This window comes from Halorussus lipolyticus (assembly GCF_029338375.1).
In the GTDB taxonomy this organism is placed as follows: Archaea; Halobacteriota; Halobacteria; order Halobacteriales; family Haladaptataceae; genus Halorussus; species Halorussus lipolyticus.
The window spans coordinates 1144015-1168620 of sequence record NZ_CP119804.1; the positions used below are offsets into that span (position 1 = coordinate 1144015).

A 24606-nucleotide genomic window follows, 5' to 3' on the forward strand; every position below is an offset into this window, starting at 1 on the left:
CGTCTCAGGGCCACAGCCCGCGGGTACTCTTGGCCTCCGCAATCCGGGAGAGGGCGACGATGTAGGCCGCGTCGCGCCAACTCACGTCGCGGGCCTCGACCTCCTCTCGCACGTCGTCCCACGCCGAGAGCATGTGCTTTTCCAGTTCCTCGTTGACTCGTTCGAGCGACCACTGTCGGCGGTTGATGTCCTGCAACCACTCGAAGTACGAGACCGTCACCCCGCCCGCGTTGGCGAGGATGTCCGGGATTACCTCGATGCCTCGCTCCTCGAGGATGGAGTCGGCGGCGAAGGTGGTCGGGCCGTTCGCACCCTCGATAACGATGTCGGCCTGCACGTCGTTGGCGTTCTCCGGGGTGATGACGTTCCCGATTGCGGCCGGGATGAGGATGTCCACGTCGAGTTCCAGAATCTTCTCGTTCGAGAGTTTCTCGGGCGCGTCGTAGTTCATCACGGCCTCGGGTTCCTCCTCGTGGGACGGAATCTCGTAGGTATCGAGACCGTCGGGGTCGTAGATAGCCCCGTTCACGTCGCTGACCGAAACCACGTTCGCGCCCCAGTCGTCCAGCAGGCGGGCGGCGTTCGCGCCGACCGCACCGAAGCCCTGCACCGCAATCGTGGTGTCTTCGAGGTCGTAGTCGTAGTAGTCGGCGGCCTCGCGGGCGATGATGGCGACCGACCGACCGGGGGCCTCTTGGCGACCCTCGCTCCCGCCGACGACCGGCGGCTTCCCGGTGACGACGCCGGGGATGGTCTCGCCCTCCTGCATCGAGTAGGCGTCCATGAACCACGCCATCGTCTGGGCGTCGGTGCCCATGTCGGGGGCCGGGATGTCCTTCTTCGGCCCGACGAACTTCCGAAGCTCCTCGGCGAAGCGCCGGGTCAGGCGCTCCTTTTCGTCCTCGCTCAGGTCCTTGGGGTCCACGACGATGCCGCCCTTGCCGCCCCCGAAGGGCAGGTCCATGACCGCACACTTCCACGTCATCCACATCGAGAGGCCCACGCACTCCTGTTCGTTGACGTGGGGGTGGAAGCGCAGACCGCCCTTGTAGGGTCCGCGCACGTCGTCGTGCTGAGCGCGGTAGCCGGTGAACACTTCGACCTCGCCGTCGTCGCGCTTCAGCGGGACCGCGACGCGGTGGACCTTGGTCGGGTGCTTGAGTCGCTCGATGACGCCGGGGTCCACGTCGAGGTGGGCCGCGGCGTGTTCGAGTTGGTGACGAGCGGTTTCGAGCGCCGTCTCCGGCTCTGGTTCGTCGGTCGTTTCCTCGTTACCCTGCTGTTCCGGAGATTCGACAGTTCCTGAAGGCATGTGTGTTCGTCGCGTCGTCCGCTCGACTCCTCGTCGTCCGCCCCGGCGTCTCGACCGGGAAACCCCCAGCGCGACGCGAGTCGTCGTGGCGACGCATCGTAGGCGAAGGTTCCCGCAGGCGTATAAAATATTAATGCTATGGAGTTGTCTTAGGTCCTTATACACATACTTATGGAGTGAGTCGGATGGGGAAGTGGTTAGTCAAAACCGGCGACTTGAGGGCCAAAATTGTCACCATCGGCCGTTCCGGTTCCGGAAACTGTATCAGGCGGAATCGAGTCGGTATGTAACGACGGTAGAATTTACCACCCATGTCCGAGCAAGCCAATCCCTTCGAAAGCCTCCAAGAACAGATCGACGACGCCGCCGAGTACATGGACGTCGGCGACGACGTATTGAACCGCCTCAAACACCCCGAGCGAGTGCTCGAGACCAACCTCTCGGTCGAGATGAACGACGGGTCGGTCGAGGTCTTCAAGGCCTTCCGGTCGGAGTTCAATGGCGACCGAGGACCCTACAAAGGTGGCATCCGCTACCATCCGGGCGTCTCCCGCGACGAGGTCAAGGCCCTCTCGGGATGGATGGTCTACAAGTGCGCCGTCGTGGACATCCCCTACGGTGGCGGCAAGGGCGGCATCATCATCGACCCCGACGACTACCGCGAGGAGGAACTCGAACGCATCACCCGGTCGTTCGCCAAGGAACTGCGCCCGTTCATCGGCGTGGACAAGGACATCCCCGCGCCCGACGTGAACACCGGCCAGCGCGAGATGAACTGGATAAAGGACACCTACGAGACGCTGGAGAACACCACCGAACCCGGCGTCATCACGGGTAAGTCCCCCGACAGCGGCGGGAGCGCGGGCAGAGTCGAGGCCACCGGTCGCTCGACCATGCTGACCGCCCGCGAGGCGTTCGACTACCTCGACCGGGACATCGAGGGCGCGTCCGTGGCGGTGCAGGGCTACGGCAACGCCGGATGGATTGCCGCGAAACTCATCGACGAACTCGGCGCGAACATCGTGTCAGTGTCGGACTCCAGCGGTGCCATCTACAGCGAGGAGGGCTTCGACCCCGTGGACGTCAAGAGCCACAAGAACGAGACCGGGAGCGTCGCGGACTACCCCGGTGCCGACGACGAGTTCTCCAACGACGACCTGCTGACCCTTGACGTGGACCTGCTGGTTCCGGCCGCGCTCGAAAACGCCATCGACGGCGAACTCGCGCAGGACGTGCAGGCCGACGTCATCGTGGAGGCCGCGAACGGTCCGCTCACCCCCGAGGCCGACGACGTGCTGGCCGACTCGGACACCTACGTCTTCCCCGACATCCTCGCCAACGCGGGCGGGGTGACGGTCTCGTACTTCGAGTGGGTCCAGAACCGCCAGCGATTCTCGTGGACCGAACAGAAGGTCAACGAGGAACTCGAACGCATCATCACCGACGCCTTCGACAATCTGGTCGAGACCTACGAGGAGACCGGTGCGCCGAGCATGCGGACGGCCGCCTACGTGGTCGCCATTCAGCGCGTCGTGGACGCCTACGAGGAGAGCGGCAACTGGCCGTAGACACGACTCTCCGGCCGTAGACGACTCTCGTACCGCTTTGGAACCGCCATCTTTTTGCCCTAATTTATTTCCTTCGCTATTTACTCAGTTTTAGATATAAATTTATTATAAACTCGTATATTAGTTAATGTAATTCAATTATAGAAAAGCTTTTAAAATACCCCTGTGTGGTTGTTATCGTAGCACATGACCGAGCATTTCATCGAAGACCTCGACGAAAGCGACGACGTAGAAATGGAATCCCGAGAAAACCCGGCCCTGACGTTCCCCGACGGCGTCATCATGATGTAAGAGACAGGGGTTAGACCCCTGTCCGGGCGGTGAGTGCGAACGATCGACCACTTTTTCGACGGTGCGTCGCTACTTCGGAAAGAACCCCGAACTGCGCGACTAGCTCGACGACAGCGTTCCGAAGAGTCTTCTGAGGCGGTCGCGGAACCGGACGACCGCAAATCCGAGCAACCCGACCGGAAGCACCGCGGCAACCGGTCCGAAACGGGCGACCGCAGACGACAGGGAGGCCAGCAGAACGACGACGGGGAGCGAATACGAGAGGACGACGTAGCCTGCCGCCGCGGACGTTCGTCGTTCGTAGAGGTCTCTGATGCCTCTCGTTCGGAGGTTCACCCATCCGAACGTATCGACCATCAGCCAGTAGCCGTCGCCGTGAATCAGTGGGTTGAGACTGAGCAGGACGCGACCGACGGTCGTGACGACGAGCGCGTCCAACACCAGACTGGGGCCGACGACCAGTTCGACGCCGAGAACGACGACCAACCAGACCAGTTCCACGAACGGACCAGCCAGACTTATCCAGCGCCGTCTGTTGCGGGGCAACATCCACGCACCGTCGGTGTTCGTCTTGAGTACAGGGAGGATTCCGTTCACGGTCCCGACATCGACCGACGGATCGATGAAACGGCGACTCGCCAAGTAGTGGCCCCCTTCGTGAATGATGAGCGAGACGACGGTCAGCCCGGCGAACAGCGAGAGACGAACGGGCGTCAACAGTTCGTCTAACCGGCCCAACACGGCGATCTCTCGGACGGTTGCAAACACGCCGATACCGAGGAGGACGACGAATGCGAGGAATCGAGGCCAGAGTCGGATGTCGTCCGGTTCGACGATTCGGACGACGGGAGCGTCCTTCCGGAGATACCCCTTGTCTTCGAGTCGCTCGACGAGCGCCAGTGCCTCGCCGTCCAAGTCGTCTCTGACTACCTCACCGTCGGCGAGAGCCTCCAAGAGTTTCAGTGCGTTCTCCGAAACCCCCCGGAATCCGCCCTCGGGGTTCCGGAGGAAGTACGTGTCGTCCGACTCGCCCCACGTGTATCCGATGGGCGATTCGTCTCGTTCCGTAATTCGCTCCATAGTCGGGGTTCACTCCTCGGCGAGATGGTCTGCGAGTGCTTGGGCGACGTTCTGGTCGGCCCGAACGTCTGCCGCCGCGAACGCGGGGGCTTCGTTCAGTTCCAGCAACACGTGGCCGCCGTCGGGACGCCTGATGATGTCGGCCGCGCCGAACTGCAAGTTGATGGCGCCGGCGGCGCGAACGGCAGTCGATTCGATCTCGTCCGACACGTCTGCCGGTCCCACTGCGACTTCCTTCCCCTCGTTCTGGTCGAGTTTGAACGAGAAGTTCTCGCTGTCGTATCGCATGGCTCCGACGACCTCGCCGTCGAGGACGTACAGTCGGAGGTCGTCGCCCGGAACCATCTCTTGGAACTGCACGGGTGCGGTCGCAAGTCGTTTCAGTCGTTCCTCGGTCAGGTCGTCGGCCGTAAGCTCGGACGGACCCGCTCCCTTGGCGACTGGTTTGTAGATGACTCGGTCGTGACGCTCGTAGAACGCCTCGACTTCGCTGGCGTCGTTGGAGATCAACGTGTCCGGAATCGGGAGGTCGGCAGACTCGTATCGGTCGAGTTGCCACGGTTTGTGTTCTTGGAGGTACTGGTTGTGGGGTCGGGGCAGTACGTCGATTCCTCGTGATTCGAACATCCTCGAAAGGCTCTCGAAGACGCTCCGGTGTTCGCGCCACTGATTGAAGACCGGTCGAAGTTCGTGGGCGGCTTTGAACTCCTCTCTGAACGCCATATCTGTGGTACGAAACACGGCGTGGACGTGGACGTAGGCCCCCGTCACCTCGCTGAACTCGAACGACGAATCGGCCACGAAGTCGTCGTCACCGGGGGCGTAGGTCAGTGGTGTCTCGCCCGGCCAATCCATCACGTCACAGACGACGACTTCCTCGCCGCGGCCGCGGAGGGCCTCGGCCAACGTCTTCAGCTCCGGCAGATCCCGTATCCCGATTAGTACGACAGTCACGTGAGTTGTGTTCACACCACTCTATAAAAAACCAACCAACTTACGGCCACTCAGATGAGTCGGGGTCGCTAGTCGAGAAGTCTACACGTCGGTTCGCTAAGCACACATTTTGTTTCGCTAATGAATTCTCGTCGTAAATCGGGTAGAGTAACTCTCTGTCGAGAAACGCAAAATCTCCGGCCGCTTCTCATCTGTGATAATAGCATTGGGGTTTTATGTTCTATCTACGAGAAGAGATGCGCAGAAGAGAATCATGTTCGACACCGAAAACTGGCGGCCCGACCGCGCACAGGTGGGCATCGGTACGCTCATCGTGTTCATCGCCATGGTGCTGGTCGCCGCCATCGCGGCGGGTGTGCTCATCAACACCGCCGGGTTCCTCCAGACGAAATCCGAACAGACTGGTACTGAAGCGACCGGACAAGTGACCAACCGAGTCAATGTCGTCAGCACGGTCGGCATCGTCGGTAACGACGACTCTATCCACCTCGTGAACCTGACGGTGATGAAAAGCTCCGGGTCCGGTGACGTGAACCTCTCGACCGCTACGGTCGAATGGCTCGGTCCCGACGACGCTTCCATTCTGACTCGCGCGAAGGATGGGACCGCCGACGGACAGCACTTCAACATCACGACCATCCGAGACGTTGACGACACCTCGCCGGTCCTCGTAGACCAAGGCGACCGCTTCCGGGTCACGCTCGACGCCACCCAACTGACCGAAAAGAACCACGGTCTCAAGGAGAGCGAGGACTTCACCATCAAAATCGTCACGTCGGCGGGCGCGGTGACCTACCACCACAGCGTCCCCCAGACGCTGACCAACCAAGAAGCGGTGCAACTGTAGTCTCTCGGATTTCGATTCTCCCCACTTTCGGTCTCCCCGTCGTCCAGCAGTATCGCCGAACGGTCGTCGGACCAACTGTTCTCCCCGTTCGCAGATGCGCTGAATCGGTAGCCGATTTCTCGCTTGACCGCCGCAGAGTCGTCGCGGAAAGGCGTCGCTGGCGGACCGAACTCCCGAAAATAGCGCCTCGGCTACCGCCTCACAGGCCGAGTTCTCGACCGATGACGAGGTGCTGAATCTCGCTGGTCCCCTCGCCGATTTCCATCAGTTTCGCGTCGCGGAAGAACCGTTGGGGAGCGAAGTCCTCGGTGTAACCGTAGCCACCGAGCGTCTGGATTGCTTCTTCGGAGACCTCACGGGCGGCCTCGCTGGCGTCGAGTTTGGCCAAGGCGCTCTCGTGGGAGACCGACTCGCCTTGGTCGTACTTCCACGCCGCCTTGTGGGTCAGCAGGCGGGCGCGCTCGATTTTCCGGTCCATCGAGACGACCTTGTTCCGGATGGCGTCGAACTTGCTGATTGGCTTGCCGAACTGCTCGCGCTCCTTGCTGTACTCCTTGGCGGCCTCGTAGGCACCTTGCGCGAGACCTGTCGAGAGCGCCGCGATGGAGATGCGACCGCCGTCGAGGGTCTTTTTGGTCTGGTTCCACCCCTCGCCCTCCTCGCCCAGCAGGCGGTCCTCGGGGAGTCGGACGTTATCGAGTTTGATTTCGCACGTCGGCGAGGCGTTCAGGCCCATCTTGTCCCAGACCGTCGTGACCTCGAAGCCGTCGTCCTCGTCGGGGTCCACGATGAACGTCGAGATGCCGTCGTAGCCCGCCTCGGGGTCCGTGACGGCCTTCACGAGGACCGACCCGGCCACGTTGGCGTTAGTGATGAACTGCTTGGTCCCGTTCAGGACCCACTCGTCGCCGTCCTTCTCGGCCATCGTGTCCATGTCGCTGGCGTCCGACCCGCTACCGGGTTCGGTCAGCGCCCACGAACCGAGATACTCGCCCTCCGCCAGCGGGCGAAGCCAGCGTTCCTTCTGTTCGTCGGTGCCGAACAGTTCGATGGGCTTGGAGGCCAGCGAGACGTGCGCCGCGAACGAGAGGCCGACCGACCCCGAGACCCGACCGAGTTCCTCGGTCACGAGGGCGTACATCAACTGGTCGCCGCCCAGTCCGCCGTACTCCTCGCTGACGGGGACGCCCATCATGTCGAGGTCCGCGAGTTGGTCGAAGATTTCCTCGGGGAAGCGGTGTTCGCTCTCGATTTCTTGAGCGATTGGTTCTATCTCCTCGTCGCAGAACCGGCGCACTTCGTCCCGAATCATCTGATGCTCGTCGGGAAGGCTGAAATCCATACGCAATTTTTGCGCGAGTGGTAGTATAAAGTCTCCGAACCCCGAAGACCAGCGTCGGTTTGGGTATCGTCGCAGTAGGGAACGTAGGAAAGAATCACAAGTTCCTACAGATTTTATTTATGGTTTTAGCGTGTGTATTTGTTGCTTAGAGCGACAGACCGGCTACTCCCAGACCCGCGTCCGAACGATGTCGAAACGCTGTTGTCGGTCTCTGGCGTACCGACGTGGCGTGAACGGTCGCACGCCGCCCAGAGTTCTCCTCGCAGTCGTCGCCCTCGGGTTGCTGGTTTCGCTCGCTGTCGGGTTCGTCATCGCCGGCCAGTCGCCCAACCAGCGATACGACCAGTCCGCCGACCTTCTGCCCGAGGAGCGCGAGCAGGTCGTCGGCGACCGGCGAGGAGTCACGGTCGTCACGGTCCAGAAGGGAGACATGCGAGGACTCTCGGGTGAACTCGTCGCGGTCCGGCCGAACGGGAGCGTCCTCTACCACACCGACCGGTACAGTTCCTACTGGGACGTGGACCCGAGTCCGACGGGCGACCGGACAGTCACCTACATCGCCACGAAGTGGCTCAACGAGTCGGTCTGCGGCAGTGGGCCGATGCTCGCCGACAGAGGAGACTGCCGGCGAAACGTGGTCGAGCGCCTGAACCTGACGACCGGCGAGCGCACTCGACTCTACGCCCACCGGATGGAGGGCGGTCGGTGGCACGACGTGGACGTAATCAACGACACTCACCTCCTCGTCGGCGACATCGGCAACGAGGCCGTCTTCGTGGTCGATACCTCGTCGGGCATCCGCGAGTGGACGTGGACCGCCGAGAGCGACCTGCCGATAACCGGCGGCGGGGAGTACGACGAAGATTGGGTCCACCTCAACGACGTGGAACTGCTGGACGACGGCCGAATCATGGTCGATTTGCGCAATCAGGACCAAGTGGCCTTCCTGAACCGGAGTACCGGACTCGTGGCTAATTGGACCCTCGGAAGCGAGGACGACTACGAGATTCTGCGCGAACAGCACAACCCCGACTACATCCCGGCCGAGCGGGGCGGTCCCGCGGTGGTCGTCGCCGACTCCGAGAACGACCGCATCGTGGAGTACCAGCGCGAGGAGGGCGACTGGAAGCGAACGTGGACGTGGACCGACGAGCAGATGCAGTGGCCCCGAGACGCCGACCGACTTCCGAACGGCCACACCCTCGTCACCGACACCATCGGGGACCGCGTGGTCGAGGTGAACGAAGCGGGCGAAATCGTCTGGACCCTGCCGGTAGACCGGGCCTACGAGGCCGAACGCCTCGGCACCGGCGACGAGAGCGCGGGCGGTCCGAGCGCAGTGAGAGCGACTCTCGAATCCAACCGGGCCGAACCGCGGTCCGGACCCGCCGACCGCTTCGAGGAGGCCGTGCGCGGTGTGGTGCCTATCGAAGTACAGAACGGATTGCTGGGCTACTTCTTCCCGTGGTGGATGGGCTTCTACGACGTGCTGGCGACGTTCGCGCTGGTCGGAACCCTCGCGGTCTGGGGCGGCCTCGAACTGTGGTGGTCGTCGGTGTCGCTCCCGGACCGGGAATCGCTCGGGCGCGAGTCGGTGCCCTCGATTCGGTCCATCCTGCTGTTGGCGGCGCTGGCGGTCGTGGGCTACGTCGCGTCGGTGGTCGCGTCGCTGGTTTGAGGCCTCCGAATCGGGGAGGCAAGTGGGTTTATTTGGGCCGGACGCTTAGTCGGGGGCGTAATGAGCATCCGGCGGCTGGTGCGGGGCACCATCGAGTGGGAGCGACTCGAAGCGGTCTTCGCGGAGTTCGCCCGGCGCTACGACCGGCTGGAACTCCGGGTGGAATTTCTGGACGCCGACAACTGGCTCTCGACGCCGTGCGTCGTGGACGAACGCTGGTTCGTCAAAATCATCACCAAACAGAACTCGCTGGTCCACGCGCTCTTTACCGGAGCGCGTAACCTCGGGGCGTTCTCGTCGGGCACCGAAGGCTTCTTCGAGCATTCGGCGGGACCGGTCGAGATGGCCCGACAGGAGTTGGAGGCCACCGAGCGCATGCGCGAAATCGGGCTGAACGCGCCCGCTCCCACCGAGGTCTTCGAGGTGGACGACATGGCCGTCCTCGTGATGGAGTACCTGCCGGACTTCCGGACCTTCGACGAGATGGGTGCCGAGGAGGTCGAACTCCTCGCGCCCGACGTCTTCGAGTCGCTGTCTGCGATGCACGACCACCGACTGGCCCACGGCGACCTGCGGGGAGAGAACGTCCTCGTCCACGACGGCGAGGTCTACTTCATCGACGCGACCACGGTCCGCGAGGACGCCATCGACGAGGCCCGGTCCTACGATTTGGCCTGCGCGCTGGCCGCGCTCGAACCCCGAATCGGTGCGACCGAATCAGTCGCGTCTGCGGCCGAACACTACTCGGCCGACCAGTTGCTCTCTGCGAGGGAGTTTCTGGACTTCGTGAACATCCGACCCGACCACGACTTCGACGCGGTGAGCGTCAAGGGCGAAATCGAGAAGCTGGCCGACTCGAACGGCGAGTGACGGGCAGTCGAGAGGTAGATATTCGGCCGAAGTGGGGCGTGAAAGAGTGTCAAACTCTCGGATAAGGAACCAGAATTGGGAGACTTTTTATCCGTGCCCGTCCCAATTTTTGCCAGAGCATGAGTCAGCAAGCCAGCGAGGAGACCTACCAGCACTACATCGGCGGCGAGTGGACCGAGGGAACCGGCGACGAAACGTTCGAGAGCGTAGACCCCTCGAATCAGGAAGTACTGGGCGAGTTCCACCGCGGAACCGAACAGGACGTAGACGACGCCCTGTCAGCGGCCAAGGAGGCCGAGGACGAGTGGGCCAGCCTCTCGTACATCGACCGCGCGGAGTACCTCTGGGACGTCTACCACGAACTCAAAGAGCGAACCGACGAACTCGGCGAAGTCGTGACCAAGGAGTGCGGCAAGGAGATTTCGGAAGGCAAGGCCGACGTGGTGGAGGCCGCCCACATGGTCGAATGGGCCGCGGGCAACGCCCGCCACCCCCACGGCGACGTGGTGCCCTCCGAAATCGGCAGTAAGGACGCCTACATGCGCCGGAAGCCGCGGGGCGTCATCGGTTGCATCACGCCGTGGAACTTCCCGGTCGCCATCCCGTTCTGGCACATGGCCTTGGCGCTGGTCGAGGGCAACACGGTCGTCTGGAAGCCCGCCGAGCAGACGCCGTGGTGCGGCCAAATCATCGCCGAGATGATGGTCGATGCGGGCATCCCGGAAGGCGTCTTCAACATGGTCCAAGGCTTCGGCGACGCCGGCAACGCCATCGTGGAGGACGACCGCGTGGACACCGTTCTCTTTACGGGGAGTAGCGAGGTCGGCCACAAAATCGCGGGCAAGGTCGGCGGCGAACCCGGCAAACTCGCGGCCTGCGAGATGGGCGGCAAGAACGGTATCGTCGTGACCGAGAACGCGGACCTCGACATCGCGGTCCACTCGGCCATCATGTCCTCGTTCAAGACGACCGGCCAGCGCTGTGTCTCCAGCGAGCGCCTCATCGTCCACGAGGACGTCTACGACGAGTTCAAGGAGCGCTACGTCGAACTCGCCAAAGAGGTCTCGGTCGGCGACCCCCTCGACGAGGACACCTTCATGGGTCCGATGGTCAACGAGGAGCAGGTCGAGAAGTTCGGCAAGTACAACGACCTCGCCCGCGAGGAGGGCGCGAACGTTCTCGTGGACCGCGAGGAACTCGACGCCGACGAGATTCCCGAGGGTCACGACGACGGCTACTGGGTCGGTCCGTTCGTCTACGAAATCGACTACGACGAGGACCTGCGCTGTATCAAGGAGGAGGTCTTCGGTCCCCACGTCGCTCTCATCGAGTACTCCGGCGACATGGACCGCGCGATGGAGATTCACAACGACACGCCCTACGGACTCGCCGGCGCGGTCATCTCCGAGGACTACCGCCAAGTCAACCAGTTCCGCGACGAGGCCGAACTCGGGCTTGCCTACGGCAACCTGCCGTGCATCGGCGCGGAGGTCCAACTGCCCTTCGGCGGCGTGAAGAAGTCCGGCAACGGCTACCCGAGCGCCCGCGAGGCCATCGAGGCCGTCACCGAGCGCACCGCGTGGACCGTGAACAACTCGAAGGACATCGAGATGGCGCAGGGTCTGAGCGCGGACATCAAGACCGAATCCGACGATTGAACGGCGAGGCCCTCGCGGCCGAGCAACTTCCAATCTCGGATTCGTTGAAAGCGACGACTAAGCCGCCAACTGAGTAAACGAATTTCCTTTTTTAGGACGCGGCGATTGATTAGGAATTGAGACCACAGAATCCCGACTTCGCACCCGGCGCGCGCTGGCGGGGCTTCATGCCCCGCCAACCGCGCGAGGGACGAACGACCGAGCGAAGCGACGGGCGTGAGGAGGTTGGGGAGGACGAGGTGCGGTATGATTTGCTCAAGCCTGAAGCTAGCTTCTCGCCGCTTTTTCCGTTAACTAGAACACCGTCGAGAAATAACCGCCACCGCCAGAGCAACCTATGGGTTGCTAAAGACCAAATATAGTGATTTAAAACATACTCATAGGGTGCCAAAACAATAAATAAGAATCCGGCCCTTACTCCGTGAGTCGCAGTAGCTTCGGCCCCTCGACGGCCATCACGAACGACACGCTGAGCATCATGAACGTCACTGTCAGCATCCCGTAGAGGCTTTCGGTCGTCATGTGGGTCGTCGGCGTCGTCCCCAGCCAGTTGCCCGCGATGACCGCGCTCCCGATAACCGCCGTCCAGAGGAAGTAGCGACTCCACTGGTGGGAGTACCGACCGCGCTGTGGCTCCTCCACGTCGAGGAATCGACGGACGTACTCGGCGTCGCCGGTCAGTTTGACCACGCGTTCGTCGGCGTCGTAGGCCACGATGCCGTGGTCGCTCAGTCGCGGGATGTGAGTCTGATAGAGCGAGGAGTACACCTGCTTTCGCTGGCGTGACGAGAGGTCGGTGACGGCGGTGTCGTTCTCCCACGCGGCGATGCGTGAACTCAGGTCGGTCAAGGTAATCTCGCGTTCGTCCAGTAGGTGGCGGAGGACACGCCGACGCCGGGAGTTACCCAAGAGGTCAAACATCACCTCCCGAGATGGTCCAGCCCCACCCGCTCTCGAAGCGCGGGCACCAGTTGTCGCTTCAGTCATCTGTCTATTAGCGTAAATTTACGTCTACACCGTAATTAAAATTCGGGTTTTGAGCCTTGTGGCCGTCGGACGAACCGCTGACATTTCGGCGTCCGCCGAAACCGAGTTTCGGGCCGTCTGCTCACTCGGTGGTTTCGCCCGGAAGTTCGTGGACGCGGCGGCGGGCGAAGTCCCCTCGCACTGCTCGCCGCCGACCGCTCGATACTCCTCGGCCGTGGGGCGTCTGCCGGTCGAAACCGGTGCGAAGACGTTCGTTGCGCCGATTAGCGCCGATTCGTGTCGCTACGTGCGTCGGTCGCGCCACGCCGGGAACTCGTCGCGGACCGCCTCGACGCGCCCGAGGTCCACGTCGGTCACCACGAGGTCCGGGTCGTCGCCGGTACTCGCAAGCGTCGTCCCCCACGGGTCGTAGACCGTCGAGCGCCCCAACAGCGAGGCGTCCTCGAAGTCGCCCGACCCGTTGACCGTGGCGACGAAAAACTGGTTTTCGACCGCTCGGGCGCGGGGCAGTAGCTTCCAGTGTTCGACCCGAGGGTAGGGCCACGCACTCGGAACCAGCACGAGGTCCGCGCCCGCCTCGGCAATCGACCGGTAGAGTTCGGGAAACCGGAGGTCGTAGCAGGTGGTCATCCCCACCGTCGCCCCCTCGAACTCGGCGATACCGAGGGTCTCGCCCGGCACGAGCATCTCGGCCTCGGCCGAGTCGTAGCCGAACAGGTGGTGTTTGCGGTAGACCGCGAGTCGGTTCCCCTCGCGGTCGAACAGGACCGAGGAGTTCGCCAGTCCCTCGTCGGCGGGCGTCTCGACGCTCTCAGTTTCGGCGAGGTCCTCCACGATGCTCCCCGCGAGGACGCCCACCCCGTGTTCTCGGGCGGCGTCCGCGATGCGTTCGAGCGTGGGACCCTCGATTGGTTCGGCCGCCCGCTGGTAGGTCTCGAACGAGAAGTAGCCGACGGTGAAGATTTCCGGGAGCGCCACGAGGTCCGCGCCGCGATTTGCGGCCTCGGCGATGGCCTCCTCGGCGCGCTCGCGGTTGGTCTCGACCGCTCCGGCCTCGATGTCGAGTTGGGCGAGCGCGAGTCTCACGGTGCGGCCTCCTTCCGGAGTGCGGCCTCCAGATTATCGAGTTCCTTGTCGAGGTTCTTCTTGAAGTAGCGTTCGATGCCGGGCACCTTCCCTTCGACCGTGAACCGGTTGACGAGTTGGCTCCCCCCGTCGGCCTCGCGTATCTCGTGTTCGCCGGTCACGCGGAGCGCCGACGAGCGCCCGACGAACTTGACGTACCGGGGTGGGTCGCGCTCTACGTCCTCGGTCCGGACCGGCACGGTGCTGTCGAGGAACGGAATCGGGACCTTGATGTGCCAAATCGACGAATACTCGCCGGTCTTCTCGTAGTCGGCGACGACGCTGATTGTCCTCGCACGTTTCTCCGGGTCCGCGATAAATTCCCACACGTTCTCCGGCGAAACCCCGAGGTCAAAGGTTCGCTCCACCCGGACAGTCATACCCGGATTTGGGACCCCGTGGTCAAAAATCCGCCGGACCGCCCCGATGTCGTCTGCGCTCCGCAGGGGCTATCCGTCCGCATTTCACGGACTATCCCGGCGTTACCTTCCACGTCGTAGACTTCGCGCGCCCCCACTTCTCTATGTCTACCTCCTCGCTTTTCTCCGCGAGCTTCGGAAGTCTAACACCGACCTGCTTCGAAGAGAGGCCGAGTTGTTCGGCGATGTTCTTCGAGCGGAAGTAACGCTCACCCTTAGAGACGCTCTCGCTCAAATATGCGAGGATGCGCCGTTCCTCGTCGGTGTAATCAGTCATCCTCACACCCGTATAGGGCGTTGTCACCCTTAACGATTTCCCGGTGGAAATCGCTCACTTCGCGGACCTATCGCGCGCCGAGAAGACCGGAGAGTCGCCCCAGAGCAGTCTACTTCCAAAAGAGGTGGACCGCGGCGACCGCCAGCACGCCCGCGGTCACTGCACCAGCGAAGCCCCACGCGGCGAGTTCGCTTCCCGGTTCGACGAACATCGCTACCGTCGCGCCCGCCGCCAGCAGTGTGAACAGCGTGGCGAGTCCGATACCCTTGTCGCTCGCAACCGTCTCGTGTTCGGCCATGTCCGGGATTTCCGGCGGCCGCAACTTAGTTCATTCTACTCGGTGTTCGGTGTCGGTGGGGTTTCGCCGACGGCGCGTCCGTCGCCGGACACCAGCGAGTCGCGCAACTCGGTGTTACTTGAGTAACCACGGACTATGCTCGCGCCGAGGACACGCCGAGAACACCGCCGACAAGGAGTCGTGGCGAGGAGGCCCGGCCGTAAAAATCCGCGACGCCGGTAGAATTATATTCCCGGCGACGGGATGTACCACCACATGACACGGAGTGTAGACGCTCCTGATCGAGTTCTTCTCGGGCGATGAGACAGACGTTTCGGTCCGGCGAGACGGCGAATCGATAGTACTGGCGGTCGATGGCTGTGACTACGAACTGACCAGAGACGAGGCCGCCGACCTGCAGGACGCGGTTGGAGACGCCCTGACCCAGCGCCGGGAGTTCTTCCGGACTGCGGGAATCCACCGCGAGGACGGCACCTACGAGGTTGCGCGCCGAGGAGCGGACTCGGCGGGCAACTCCAAGGTGTTCGAGAGTTTCGAGGCCCTGCGTCGCCTGTTCGACCGCCTGCCGGCGGAGTTCTCCGCCGAGGAGGTCAGTCGAACCGGCATCACCGGGTCGCGCCGCCACATGCTGGTCCGGCACTTCGCCGAGCATCCGGCCTTCGACTGTGACATCACGCGCCGGAACCCCCTGACCGCCGAGAAGACGAGCGAGGAACAGACTCGCGAGCAAGTCGTCGGAACCGACGAGGGCGAGGTGGTCAGCGCGGATTAGGCAGTCTCGAACAGATAATCATTTGTTTCGGCAACGTAATTGTTTTTCACCCAATTGTAAAATTGTCTTTTCTCGGACAGCGGACGGTGCGTTTCGGGGTCGGTACCGCCGAACGCGGGTCGGGCGGGCGAAAAGCGGGTGGCGGAACTCAGTTGATGGTGGTGTGTTCGCTCTCCTCGTTGAGCGCGAGGTTGGCGGCGATTTCGGCGTTTCGCATGGCGTACTGGGCGGTCTGCTGGAGGCTGACCAGCACCTCGCGGACCGCCAACAGCGAATCGTTGTCCATCTCGGGCAGGTCCGACAGGATTTCGCTCTCCCGGTCGCCGATTTCGTGGAACAGCGCCCGGACCTCCAGCGTCTTGTCGTAATCGCGTTCGACCGCCGCTTGGACCGCCAAAGCCGTGATTTCGTCCACTTGGTCGGTGAACTCCCGGATACGCCGCATCGTCTGGCCGTCCACGTCCAAGGTGTGGCCTTCTGCTTCGAGGACGATTTCGGCGATGTCCTCGGCGTTGTCCGCGGTGAGTTCGAGGTTCTTGGCGATGGACCGGTAGCCGATGAGCGGGAACCCGCTGTCCAAATCGACCGCCCGCGCCAGCGTCGGGTTCTGGTAGGCCGTGAAAATGAGCCTCAGCAGGAGGACGAAAATCTTGTTCGCCTGTCGCTCCCGGTTGAGTGCGCGCTGAGCGAGGTCCGGGTTGCCGTGGGCCAGCGCCTTGACCGCCTCGCCGCGCATGGTCGAACCGGTGTTTTCGAGGCGTTCGAGCAGATTGTCGAGGCTGAAGTCCTCGGGGTCCACCGAACACCGGATGGCGATGCTGTTGGGGGTCTCCTCGACCACGCCAAGCCCCATCAGTTGGGTCTCGGCCTTGTAGACGGCGTTGATGTGTTCGCTGTCGAGGGTCTCCTCGCTCTCGACGTGGATGACCCGCCGCCCGAGGACGTACTGGGCGACGATGGCGCGCTCCACCGCGTCGGCGTCCAGATTCTCGGCGTGGATAACTGCCTCGGACTCCTCGGTGTGGGCCGACTCGGGCAGGACCGTCAGGGTGCCCTTGCCGCCCATCCGGAGCGACACCTCGTCGCCCTTCTCGACGTTGTTCTCCTTGGCCCACTCCGCCGGCAGAGTCATCGCCAGCGTCGAGGGACCTAACCGCTGTACCTTGCGCGTCTCCATACCTCACCATCCGTCCCAACGACCTTAAATCTCACTAGGAGACAGCCATTTTCCTTAAACGACCTTCATCATCCGGCGCTCGAACCGACCGACCCGGACCTTCCGCCACCCCCGGAGGTCGTCGTCCACCTCGTCGTCGCCGGTATCGACCCGGAGGACGCCGACGCCGTCGAGTTTGGGCTTGGATGCGACCACCTCGACTTCCGAGCGCCGAATCACGTCCGGCGAAATCTGGTCGTTGCCCCGGCCGAAGACGAACCCCTGCCCGCCGATGGGCGAGACCACGACGACGTTTTGCTCGCCCAAGTTCGCCAGAATCTCGTCTGCACTTGCGTCCAGAGCGAGGACCTCCCCGTCGCGCCACACGTCAACCCCGAGGGGCGACCCCTCGAAGCCCAGTTCCGCTTTGACCGCGCCGACGGTGCTTCCGGGGCCGAGGACGTAGGTCGTTCCCGCGTCCTGCCGGGCGTCGTCGGCGACCCCCACGGCGAGGCTTTCGACCGTGCCGCCGCCGACCTGTTTGCTCGACTGCAAGTCGTCGGCGACCGGCACCTCTGCGATACCTTTCAACTCGGCCCGGACCTCGCCCTCGCGGTAGGCCTCCTCGTCGATGTCGTTGACCTCCCGGCGCTCGGTCCGGTCGAAATCGGCCACGACCCGGCCCGCCGCCTCGGGCGTGACCGCGAACACCGCCGAGTAGACCTTGACCCCGGCCGGGACGCCCAAAATCGGAATCTCGTCTTCTGACTCACTTGCGGCTTCGGCCTCGTCCAGCGCCTCGGTCACGTCCACCGCGGTCCCGTCGCCGCCGACGAACAGAATCAAATCGACGCCCGATTGCGCGAACTCGCGGACCGCTCGGCGGGTGTCGTCGGCGGTGGTCTGGTCTCCGGCGGGTTCGCCGACGACTTCGGGGTCGAATCCGGCCTCGCGGGCGTACTCCTCGCCCATCCGACCGCCGTAGGTCAGGATTCTGGCGTCGGGGGCACGCTCGGCCAGCGCCTCCAGCGCCGCTATCGCTCGCTCCGGCGCTCGCGGTTCCGCGCCGCGTTCGCGGGCCTCCTCGACTTTCCCGTCGGTGCCTTTCAGCCCCACCCGACCGCCCATCCCGGCGATGGGGTTGACGACGACGCCGATAGTTCGCATGGGCGTGGCTACGGGAGTCCGGCGCAAAAACCGCCCGGTACCGGGCAATCTCTCACAAAAAATGAACGTGCGTGCCAACCGGTGCGCGAATCGGTCGGGTTGGTCGGGTCGGTCCTCAGTACGTCTGGCCGCCTTGGAAGAACTGGCCCTGCGGTTGCTGGGACCGGCCCATCGACTGGCCGCCCTGCTGTTGAACCTGCTCCCGGATTCCCGTCCGGGTCTGCTGGACGCCCCCGATGGAGTTCAGCAACTTGTTCGTCGCGTCCATCGCCTGCGTGACCGCCTGATAGGTCTCCTGCACGTGGGGCGACTGCTGGTGTTGCTCCAGAATCGGCAGGCCCTGCTGGGAGACTTTGAGGAAGGCCTCAGCGACCTCCGGCCCGTTGATGGAGTCTCGCGCGATGAGTTTCTCGTTCAGCGACGCGAGGTCCGAGAGGTCCTCGCAGAGACGTGCGCACTCGGCCATCTGGGGGCCGCTCTCGATGCATTTGTCGGCGCACCACTCGGCGATTTCGACCACGCGGTCGAACGATTCGAGGGCCTCGTTGAGTTCGTTGGTCATCTCCGACTCGAACTGCCGACCGACGTTATCGTGAGTCGAGCGGTGGGCGGACCCTGACTGCTGGCCGAACTGCGTTCCCATCTGTCCGCCGATGTTCTGTCCGCCCATTCCTTGCGAACTCTGCATCGGTTGCTGGCCCATCCCTGACGACTGTGTGCCGTAAGACTGGCCGCCGTACGTTTGCTCGCCGGTACTCCCCATGGATTGGTGGTATTCCTGTGACATAATTTCCCTCCCCCGCGTAGGCGACTCCTAACCGCCGAAGCCCTCTCGCGGGCAAGTAGTGGTTCACCCGAATCCCAGATAAACGGGAGCGACCGTTAGCAATCGTTCAACCGGGCAACGGTCTATTTCCCGCGCTGACGGGTCGAATAAACGGGTTTCAACGGTGAATCGAACGACGGATTACCGATAGGTTTCCGAACGGTTCGCGGATTCAACGCCGGGTTTCGGCCGTGGGAACTACGGACACTCGGACCGCCTTGGCAAGGATTAAGGGTCCCGCCCGGAAACGTCCGACCATGTTCGTACTCGCAGAATCGGCGGCGATTCCGGCCAACGCCGCAGGTATCGTCACCACCGTACTCGGACTCGCAATCACGGCCGCGTGGCTGGCGTACTTCTACCGGTAGAAACGGCTTTCGACCACCCGACGCACCTTGGCTCCGCGTGTTTCACTCTACGCGCTCACTTCACGCCACACTCCACGCGTCGCCCCACACTCACTCCCGGTCGAGAAACGCTACCGAAGACGGGTCGATTCCGGTCAGCAACAGCGTGAGCCGACACTCCTCGGCGAATCCGACAGCCACGTTTCCGCCGTCGAGCCAGCGGTCGCTGTCGGCCTCGGGCGGTGCGAAGCGAGCGGTCACCTCGTCGAATAGTTCGTCGTAGTCGCTCAGAAGCATCTCGTCGCCGAACCGGCAGAAGCCGACGCCGCCCCCGGCAGTCGCGGGGTCGCCGTCACAGAGTCGGTGGCCGACCGCGTGGTCGAGGAGGTCCGCGGCGGCGTCCTCGGTCGTCCCCCGTCCTCGATACGCGAGTGCGACACCCCCAGTATCGAGTAGGTCGTAGAGCGCTGTGAGGTCCACCGGTGCCGACAGCGGTTTGGCCGCCATCTCGAACACGTCGAGCGCCAACTCCGTCACGAGGCCGTCGGCGAGCGCGCCGACCGGTTTCTCGTCGTCGTAGTCCTCGCGGAGACGACTCAGTTCGACCGGAACCGTGGTGTCCGCGGCGTCGGCGAGGACAGAGAATGCGGTCGAAAATCGGTCGGTGTCGGGCGGCGTCTCGGGTACCGAAACGAGAGCGAGCGTGGTCGCCTCGTCGGGCAGGCAATCGACGGCGGCCGCAGTGCGGTCGATGATTTCTGCGTCGGTCAGGTGGGCGGTGACGACCGCGAGGTCGGCGGTGAGGTCGTCAGCGTCGGATTCGGGCGCTGACGCTCGGATTGTCCGGGTTGTCAGGTCGAACGCCGTCGCGTCGGAGCGTCGGTCCGAGGAGATGGTCTCGGTCGCTCTCCTCGCGCCGTCCTCGCCACACCCGACGAAAGCGAAGTCGGGCGGACCGAACTCGGCGGCATCGCTGGCGTCGGTGTTGGCGGCGTCCTCGGCCTCGGCCGCATGTTCGAGGGCCGCTTCCACGATGTCCTTCATACGCTCACTCCGGACTCACCGGTATTAAAACGTGTCAGACGCCGGAGGTCGAGGAGTGGTTAGTCGGTGGGTTCGACACGCTCGCGGAGCCATGCTTCCGCGCGGTCGAGTTCGTCCTCGTCAGTACTCTGTAACTTGACTCGCACGTGGTCGCCGGGGTAGCTTCCGACCGTCACGTCGAACCGGTCGCGTAGCTCTGCGAATCGCTCGACCAGCGCGCTCTCGGGTTCGTCGGCCTCCACGACGCGGACGTGGCGGTAGTCGCCGGAGAACTCGTCCGCGATGGTCTCGAACATGGCCTTCATCTCGGCGGGCACGCCCGGCAGGACGTAGACGCCTTCGATGACGCACCCCGGCGCGACGCCCTCGTCGTTTGGGAGCATCCGACAGCCCTTCGGGAGGTGGGTGGTTCCCTCCACGAGGTCGGCGTGTTCGTAGTCGGTGTGTTCGGTTATCCACGCCACGGCCTCGTCGTTTTCCTCGACCGGGACGCCGACGGCGGCCGCGACAGCCTCCATCGTCAGGTCGTCGTGGGTCGGCCCGAGGCCGCCGGTGACGATTACAGCGTCGTACTCGGCGCGCAGTTCGTTGACCTCGCGGGCGATGTCGGCCTCCCGGTCCGGGACCACCACCACGCGCTCGACGCTCGCTCCTCGGTCGGCGAGGCGCTCGCCAAGCCACGCGGCGTTGGTGTTCACGGTGTCGCCCGCCAGCAGTTCGTCGCCGACGGTGACGATGGCTATCTGCATGGGGGTTCGTAGTGGTTGCGCGAGTAAAAAGCGGACGCTCCCGACAGACGGCGGGACCAGCGTCCGGCGGCCAGCGCCCGGCAGGCGCTGGCCGCCGCGCGCTCGGTGGAACAGACCACGGGGATGCGCTCGGTAGATTTTTCGTCAGGGCGCGCTCGACTGACCAATCGTCGGGAAGCGCCCGGCCCACCAACCGACTGTCTGGGTGGACTGAAAGGGGCCGGTCGCTCGCGGCCGGAGGCCGTGGTCGTCTACGCGACCCCTCTCTGCGGCGGGCGGTGCTGAGAGCCGCAGAGATGTCGCGGTAGCGACCGCGAGCGACCGGGGGCTTTCTAACCAGTCTCAACTAATGTCACACCGAAACAATCAGTCCCGAGTCGCACCGACCATCTAGAGAGCTATCTAAGATGCCTATACAATGGTCATACAATCATTCCTAATTCCCTAATCCGGCAGGAGAACAGCGAGTGCAAAAACCTGACAACCCAAGGCCGGAGTTAGCCCATCCCCGGAGGAGGCCCTTGGTCGAACTCGTCGCCGTCGGTATCGACGTTCAGGCCCATCTCCTCGCGCTCTTGCTCCAACTGGCGAATCTGGAGGCGGAAGTAGCCCAGTCCCAGCAGGGCGATGAGGATGCCCGCGCCGATGATGCCCGCGAAGATTTTGAGGTCGCGGGCCAGATAATACCGGACCACGACGTTGTCGGCGGTCACTTCGGCCCACCGGAGGTGGACGCGACTATCGATTTGGGTCTTCTCGTCGGCGTCGGGCCGGACCTGACTCAGGATTGGGTTGCCGACGCGCATCCCGGTCGGGAGGACCACCTCGTAGGACCCCTCCACGTAGGTCGGCGTGTTGAACGACTTGCCGCGGTGGGGTGCGGTGTAGGCGAGTTGGCCCTCCTCGGACGGGAGCGTGAAGACGGTTCGAGAGTCCTGCTTTCTGACCTGCTCTTGGTCGAGGGTGACCACCGTTCCGTTGGGGTACCGGAACCTGACGGTGTTGACTTCGACCGGGGTCTTCTCGCCGAGCGACTCGCGCTCGAAGATGCGGAGTTGGGTGCGGTTCTCGAAGTCGTAAATCGCGTGGTACTGCCCGCCCGTGACGTTGATGGTCACGTCGGTGTCGGTGTCCCACTCGTAGTCGGCCCCGCCGTCGCCTTCGAGTCGCTTCTCGCTGAACTGGTCGCCGCCGAAGACGCCTGAACACCCGGCGGTCACCGCCAGCAGGGCGAGCGCCGCGAACCCGAGGAGCAGTCGTCGGTTCATATCAGGGGATGACGCAACGAATCTCCGCCGGGAGGTAGTCGCCGATGGCCGACAGCAGGCCCGGCGGGTCGGTCTCGTCCTTGCAGACGATGCTCTGTTCCAGCAGGCCCAACCGCTCGACGGTCACGATGTCGCGGGCGTGGCCCGCCCGGTTGACCGTCGCGCGGACCTCACCACGGGTCGCGCTGTTGACGTTGACCCGGCCCGCGCCGCGAGTCCAGTCGTAGAGTCGGTCGCGCTCCGCGTCGGCGAGGCGGTGACTCTCGGCGTCGGGGTCCGAGTAGACGAACCGGAGGGGCATGTGCTGGACCAGTCCGAACCGCTCGACGATTTGGACCGGCGTCCCCTGCCCGAGACCGAGTTGGTCGGCGGGGACCCGAATCTCCTCGCCCGCGTCGAGGACGAAGCCCTCCTCGTCCCACCCTTCGAGCGTGCCGACGTAGGTCTCGCCCGCCTCGAAGTCGGGCGTAATCTCGCCGAACTCCTCGCGGAGGAGGTTGCGAGCGACTACCTCGTCGTCGCCTTCGATGGTGACGACCGCGAAGTCGTCGTGGCGCACGCCCACGGTGTACTCCACGTCTAGGTCTTCGATTTCGTTGCCGACGAGCGACCGGAGCGCGTCGAGCGACCGGTCGCGGGCGTCGCCTCGGACGTACACCTTGGTGGCGAGTACGACCATCTATGCCTCGGCCTCTTCGAGTTGTTCGACGTTGAGTTCCTCGCGGAGGTCCTCGAGTCGTCGCTCCATCGAGTCGATGAGTCTGCTGTTCTCCATGGATTCGAGCGGCGACCCGCACTCGGGGCACTCGAACCCGAAGTCCATCGCCTCGCCGAACTCGAAGCGAATCGAACAGACCTCACACAGGTAGAACTCGTGCTGGCGCTCGTACTCTCTGCGCTGTTCGAGCGCGTCGAGCAGGCGGTGCATCTCCTCTTCGAGGTTGTCCGGAATGTTGTCGTACTGGAAGGTCCAGAGGTAGGTCAACCATCCCGAGTCCTCGTCACGCAGTCTGCGGTACGTGGCGAGGTCGTTCTCGTAGAGGATGAACAGCGCGCGCCGAACGTCGTTGAGTTCGAGGTCCAACTCCTCGGCTAACTCCTCGTCGGTGACCTCGCCGTCCGGCGGGGCCGCGGCGACGGGCATCCCCTTCGGACCGACCAACTCGTGAAGATATTTCTGAATTACTGGGTCCTCCAGCAAGTCCTCAAAAGCCATTGTGGTGTACTGGGGCGTTCGACCGTTTAAAACCATCGGAGAGGCCGGTCTGGGAACTCGTCTCAGTCGAGGCCGAACCGCGCGTGGCCCGCGGTCGGGGTACGGCGGTCGCAGTGCGGTTTTCAGCGGCCTCACCGGTAGCAAGCGTCCCCCAGTTAGAACCCTCCTCCTGCTCGTCGCGGTCGTTCTCCCTCTCTCGGTCCGCCACCCAGAAAGAAATAAAAACAATTCCTAAAGAAATGAAAAGGCATGCGTAAGACGTTCAAATACGGCTAAAATCGCCGTCAGTCGTCCGAGATGACTGGCGCTCGACCCGACCGCGGCGAGGCCACCGGTTCGACCGCTGTCTCGTCGCTCTCGGCCACTGCTTCGCTCCTCGATACTCCCTCGCTCCCGCCGATTTCACCGGTCTCACCACTGCTCCGGAGTGGATGGGGCGACCGGAGGTAGGCGATGAGACTCCACATCAACCCCGTCAGAACCGCGCCCACCGCCGAGAGGGTCATTCCGAGCGTGGCGAACGCCGTCCCGTAGACCACCCCGATGAGCGCCGAGGGCAGGGCGGTCCCCAGCGGGACGTTCGCCATCTCGTCGCGGAGCGTGGGCACGAGGACCACCAGCGAGAACACGTTTCCGACGAGGAACACCACGTCCTGCCACATCAGGGCGTCACCTCCGTTCGAGGAGGTATCGAGGCGTGTGGGACCATGAACACGCCCGATAGTGGAGTGGCGGGGAAAAGAATTTCCGGGGATTTGGAAACCTATCTCAAGGCGACTGCGGGTGGATTCATCCGTCGTCGTCGTCTGCCGGGACGACCGTCTTGCCGGTCTCCTCGGGCACGACGATTTGGTCGGCGTCGGTCCACTCGCGGTCCAACTCCCGGCCCTCGAACAGGCGGTCCAAGAAGACGGCCAGTCCGGCGACCTCCGAGTGGGGTTGGTTGGTCACGCCGACGTTCCAGTCGGCGGCCTCGTACACGTCGAACGAGACCTTCTGAGACCCGACAACGATGAGAACCGGGTCGCCGGATTCCGAGTGCGCTTCCCGAATCTCGCCTTCCACGTCCTGCACTCGCTCGCCGTACATCGTGAGGTGGACGACCGCGCCGTCCCAGTCGCGGATGACCGCCTTCGGACTCTCGGTCAACTCGACTGCGAAAGGACCGCCGAAGCGGTCGGTGATGTCCTCGACGGTGCCCTGCGACTTGCTCGCGTCGCCCGCCAGAATCGCCCGGTCGGCCCCCAGCGCCCGCGCTGTCAGGCCGACGTGGGTCGTCATGCGCTCGTCGCGGCCCGGCCGGTGGCCGAGTCTGAGGACCGCGACCTCGGGTTCGCCTTGCATGTCCGTGGATG

The 24606-nt window shown here is 63.7% G+C and carries 26 protein-coding genes; 6 read left to right on the top strand and 20 right to left on the bottom strand.

Annotated features, from left to right (window positions below; genetic code table 11):
* Positions 1 to 4: 4 nt before the first annotated feature.
* The gene (gene gdhB, locus P2T57_RS05795; RefSeq protein ID WP_276301540.1) at positions 5 to 1312 is read right to left on the bottom strand and encodes a glutamate dehydrogenase GdhB; all 1308 of its coding nucleotides are present in this window, start codon (positions 1310 to 1312) and stop codon (positions 5 to 7) included.
* 311 nt (positions 1313 to 1623) lie between these two features.
* Here gdhB and P2T57_RS05800 point away from each other — a divergent pair, with 311 nt between their 5' ends.
* Positions 1624 to 2880: a Glu/Leu/Phe/Val family dehydrogenase gene (locus P2T57_RS05800; RefSeq protein WP_276301541.1), complete on the top strand. Its 1257-nt coding sequence runs from the start codon at positions 1624 to 1626 to the stop codon at positions 2878 to 2880.
* A gap of 390 nt (positions 2881 to 3270) precedes the next feature.
* Here the strand turns inward: P2T57_RS05800 and P2T57_RS05805 are convergent, their stop codons facing one another.
* Both P2T57_RS05805 and P2T57_RS05810 read right to left on the bottom strand, forming a co-directional pair.
* Entirely contained in the window at positions 3271 to 4251 is a 981-nt protein-coding gene (locus P2T57_RS05805; protein WP_276301542.1) for a hypothetical protein, read from the bottom strand.
* A gap of 9 nt (positions 4252 to 4260) precedes the next feature.
* Entirely contained in the window at positions 4261 to 5205 is a 945-nt protein-coding gene (locus P2T57_RS05810; RefSeq protein WP_276301543.1) for an ATP-grasp domain-containing protein, read from the bottom strand.
* A 253-nt stretch (positions 5206 to 5458) separates the two neighbouring features.
* Here P2T57_RS05810 and P2T57_RS05815 point away from each other — a divergent pair, with 253 nt between their 5' ends.
* A complete protein-coding gene (locus tag P2T57_RS05815) occupies positions 5459 to 6052 on the top strand; it encodes an archaellin/type IV pilin N-terminal domain-containing protein (RefSeq protein ID WP_276301544.1) in 594 nt (197 codons plus the stop codon).
* Between the two features lie 199 nt (positions 6053 to 6251).
* Here the strand turns inward: P2T57_RS05815 and P2T57_RS05820 are convergent, their stop codons facing one another.
* A complete protein-coding gene (locus tag P2T57_RS05820) occupies positions 6252 to 7394 on the bottom strand; it encodes an acyl-CoA dehydrogenase family protein (protein ID WP_276301545.1) in 1143 nt (380 codons plus the stop codon).
* 229 nt (positions 7395 to 7623) lie between these two features.
* Here P2T57_RS05820 and P2T57_RS05825 point away from each other — a divergent pair, with 229 nt between their 5' ends.
* The 3 genes from P2T57_RS05825 (at position 7624) to P2T57_RS05835 (ending at position 11600) form a co-directional block, all read left to right on the top strand.
* Positions 7624 to 9072 (top strand): arylsulfotransferase family protein, encoded by a 1449-nt coding sequence (locus P2T57_RS05825; protein ID WP_276301546.1) that lies wholly within the window; start codon positions 7624 to 7626, stop codon positions 9070 to 9072.
* Between the two features lie 60 nt (positions 9073 to 9132).
* A complete protein-coding gene (locus P2T57_RS05830) occupies positions 9133 to 9942 on the top strand; it encodes an RIO1 family regulatory kinase/ATPase domain-containing protein (protein ID WP_276301547.1) in 810 nt (269 codons plus the stop codon).
* Positions 9943 to 10061: 119 nt separating this feature from the next.
* Positions 10062 to 11600 carry an aldehyde dehydrogenase family protein gene (locus P2T57_RS05835; protein WP_276301548.1) on the top strand — a complete coding sequence of 513 codons (1539 nt, stop codon included), beginning with the start codon at positions 10062 to 10064 and terminating at the stop codon, positions 11598 to 11600.
* A 414-nt stretch (positions 11601 to 12014) separates the two neighbouring features.
* Here the strand turns inward: P2T57_RS05835 and P2T57_RS05840 are convergent, their stop codons facing one another.
* The 6 genes from P2T57_RS05840 to P2T57_RS05865 all read right to left on the bottom strand — a co-directional run bounded on the left by P2T57_RS05840 (position 12015) and on the right by P2T57_RS05865 (position 15166).
* Positions 12015 to 12521 carry a DUF7344 domain-containing protein gene (locus tag P2T57_RS05840; protein ID WP_276301549.1) on the bottom strand — a complete coding sequence of 169 codons (507 nt, stop codon included), beginning with the start codon at positions 12519 to 12521 and terminating at the stop codon, positions 12015 to 12017.
* A gap of 348 nt (positions 12522 to 12869) precedes the next feature.
* Positions 12870 to 13673, bottom strand: a complete 804-nt coding sequence (locus tag P2T57_RS05845) for a nitrilase-related carbon-nitrogen hydrolase (protein WP_276301550.1) — start codon at positions 13671 to 13673, stop codon at positions 12870 to 12872.
* Positions 13670 to 14092: an SRPBCC family protein gene (locus tag P2T57_RS05850; RefSeq protein ID WP_276301551.1), complete on the bottom strand. Its 423-nt coding sequence runs from the start codon at positions 14090 to 14092 to the stop codon at positions 13670 to 13672. Before P2T57_RS05850 ends, P2T57_RS05845 begins: the two co-directional genes overlap by 4 nt.
* A 91-nt stretch (positions 14093 to 14183) precedes the next feature.
* Complete coding sequence (locus P2T57_RS05855) at positions 14184 to 14408, bottom strand: DUF7123 family protein (protein ID WP_135827057.1); 225 nt, start codon at positions 14406 to 14408, stop codon at positions 14184 to 14186.
* A 109-nt stretch (positions 14409 to 14517) separates the two neighbouring features.
* Complete coding sequence (locus P2T57_RS05860; RefSeq protein ID WP_276301552.1) at positions 14518 to 14706, bottom strand: DUF7525 family protein; 189 nt, start codon at positions 14704 to 14706, stop codon at positions 14518 to 14520.
* Between the two features lie 133 nt (positions 14707 to 14839).
* On the bottom strand, positions 14840 to 15166 hold the full coding sequence (locus tag P2T57_RS05865; RefSeq protein ID WP_276301553.1) for a hypothetical protein: 327 nt from the start codon (positions 15164 to 15166) through the stop codon (positions 14840 to 14842).
* On the opposite strand from P2T57_RS05865, the gene P2T57_RS20345 reads away from it, so the two are divergent.
* Positions 15077 to 15478 (top strand): DUF7528 family protein, encoded by a 402-nt coding sequence (locus P2T57_RS20345; protein ID WP_420028529.1) that lies wholly within the window; start codon positions 15077 to 15079, stop codon positions 15476 to 15478. The genes P2T57_RS05865 and P2T57_RS20345 overlap by 90 nt on opposite strands.
* Positions 15479 to 15626: 148 nt before the next feature.
* Here the strand turns inward: P2T57_RS20345 and P2T57_RS05875 are convergent, their stop codons facing one another.
* From P2T57_RS05875 to P2T57_RS05920, 10 genes are all read right to left on the bottom strand, one after another.
* Positions 15627 to 16655, bottom strand: a complete 1029-nt coding sequence (locus P2T57_RS05875) for a phosphate uptake regulator PhoU (protein ID WP_276301555.1) — start codon at positions 16653 to 16655, stop codon at positions 15627 to 15629.
* A gap of 54 nt (positions 16656 to 16709) precedes the next feature.
* Positions 16710 to 17801, bottom strand: coding sequence for an ATP-NAD kinase family protein (locus P2T57_RS05880; RefSeq protein ID WP_276301556.1), 1092 nt, complete (start codon positions 17799 to 17801; stop codon positions 16710 to 16712).
* A gap of 115 nt (positions 17802 to 17916) precedes the next feature.
* Positions 17917 to 18588 (bottom strand): four-helix bundle copper-binding protein, encoded by a 672-nt coding sequence (locus P2T57_RS05885; RefSeq protein ID WP_276301557.1) that lies wholly within the window; start codon positions 18586 to 18588, stop codon positions 17917 to 17919.
* Positions 18589 to 19085: 497 nt separating this feature from the next.
* Complete coding sequence (locus P2T57_RS05890) at positions 19086 to 20018, bottom strand: hypothetical protein (protein ID WP_276301558.1); 933 nt, start codon at positions 20016 to 20018, stop codon at positions 19086 to 19088.
* A 59-nt stretch (positions 20019 to 20077) separates the two neighbouring features.
* On the bottom strand, positions 20078 to 20767 hold the full coding sequence (locus P2T57_RS05895) for a competence/damage-inducible protein A (protein WP_276301559.1): 690 nt from the start codon (positions 20765 to 20767) through the stop codon (positions 20078 to 20080).
* Between the two features lie 497 nt (positions 20768 to 21264).
* The gene (locus P2T57_RS05900) at positions 21265 to 22035 is read right to left on the bottom strand and encodes a DUF5803 family protein (protein WP_276301560.1); all 771 of its coding nucleotides are present in this window, start codon (positions 22033 to 22035) and stop codon (positions 21265 to 21267) included.
* 1 nt (position 22036) lies between these two features.
* A complete protein-coding gene (locus P2T57_RS05905) occupies positions 22037 to 22714 on the bottom strand; it encodes a DUF2110 family protein (protein WP_276301561.1) in 678 nt (225 codons plus the stop codon).
* The gene (locus P2T57_RS05910) at positions 22715 to 23251 is read right to left on the bottom strand and encodes a transcription factor (RefSeq protein WP_276301562.1); all 537 of its coding nucleotides are present in this window, start codon (positions 23249 to 23251) and stop codon (positions 22715 to 22717) included.
* A 284-nt stretch (positions 23252 to 23535) separates the two neighbouring features.
* The gene (locus P2T57_RS05915) at positions 23536 to 23916 is read right to left on the bottom strand and encodes a hypothetical protein (RefSeq protein ID WP_420028530.1); all 381 of its coding nucleotides are present in this window, start codon (positions 23914 to 23916) and stop codon (positions 23536 to 23538) included.
* 124 nt (positions 23917 to 24040) lie between these two features.
* Positions 24041 to 24595: a tRNA (cytidine(56)-2'-O)-methyltransferase gene (locus P2T57_RS05920; protein WP_276301564.1), complete on the bottom strand. Its 555-nt coding sequence runs from the start codon at positions 24593 to 24595 to the stop codon at positions 24041 to 24043.
* Positions 24596 to 24606: the final 11 nt, after the last annotated feature.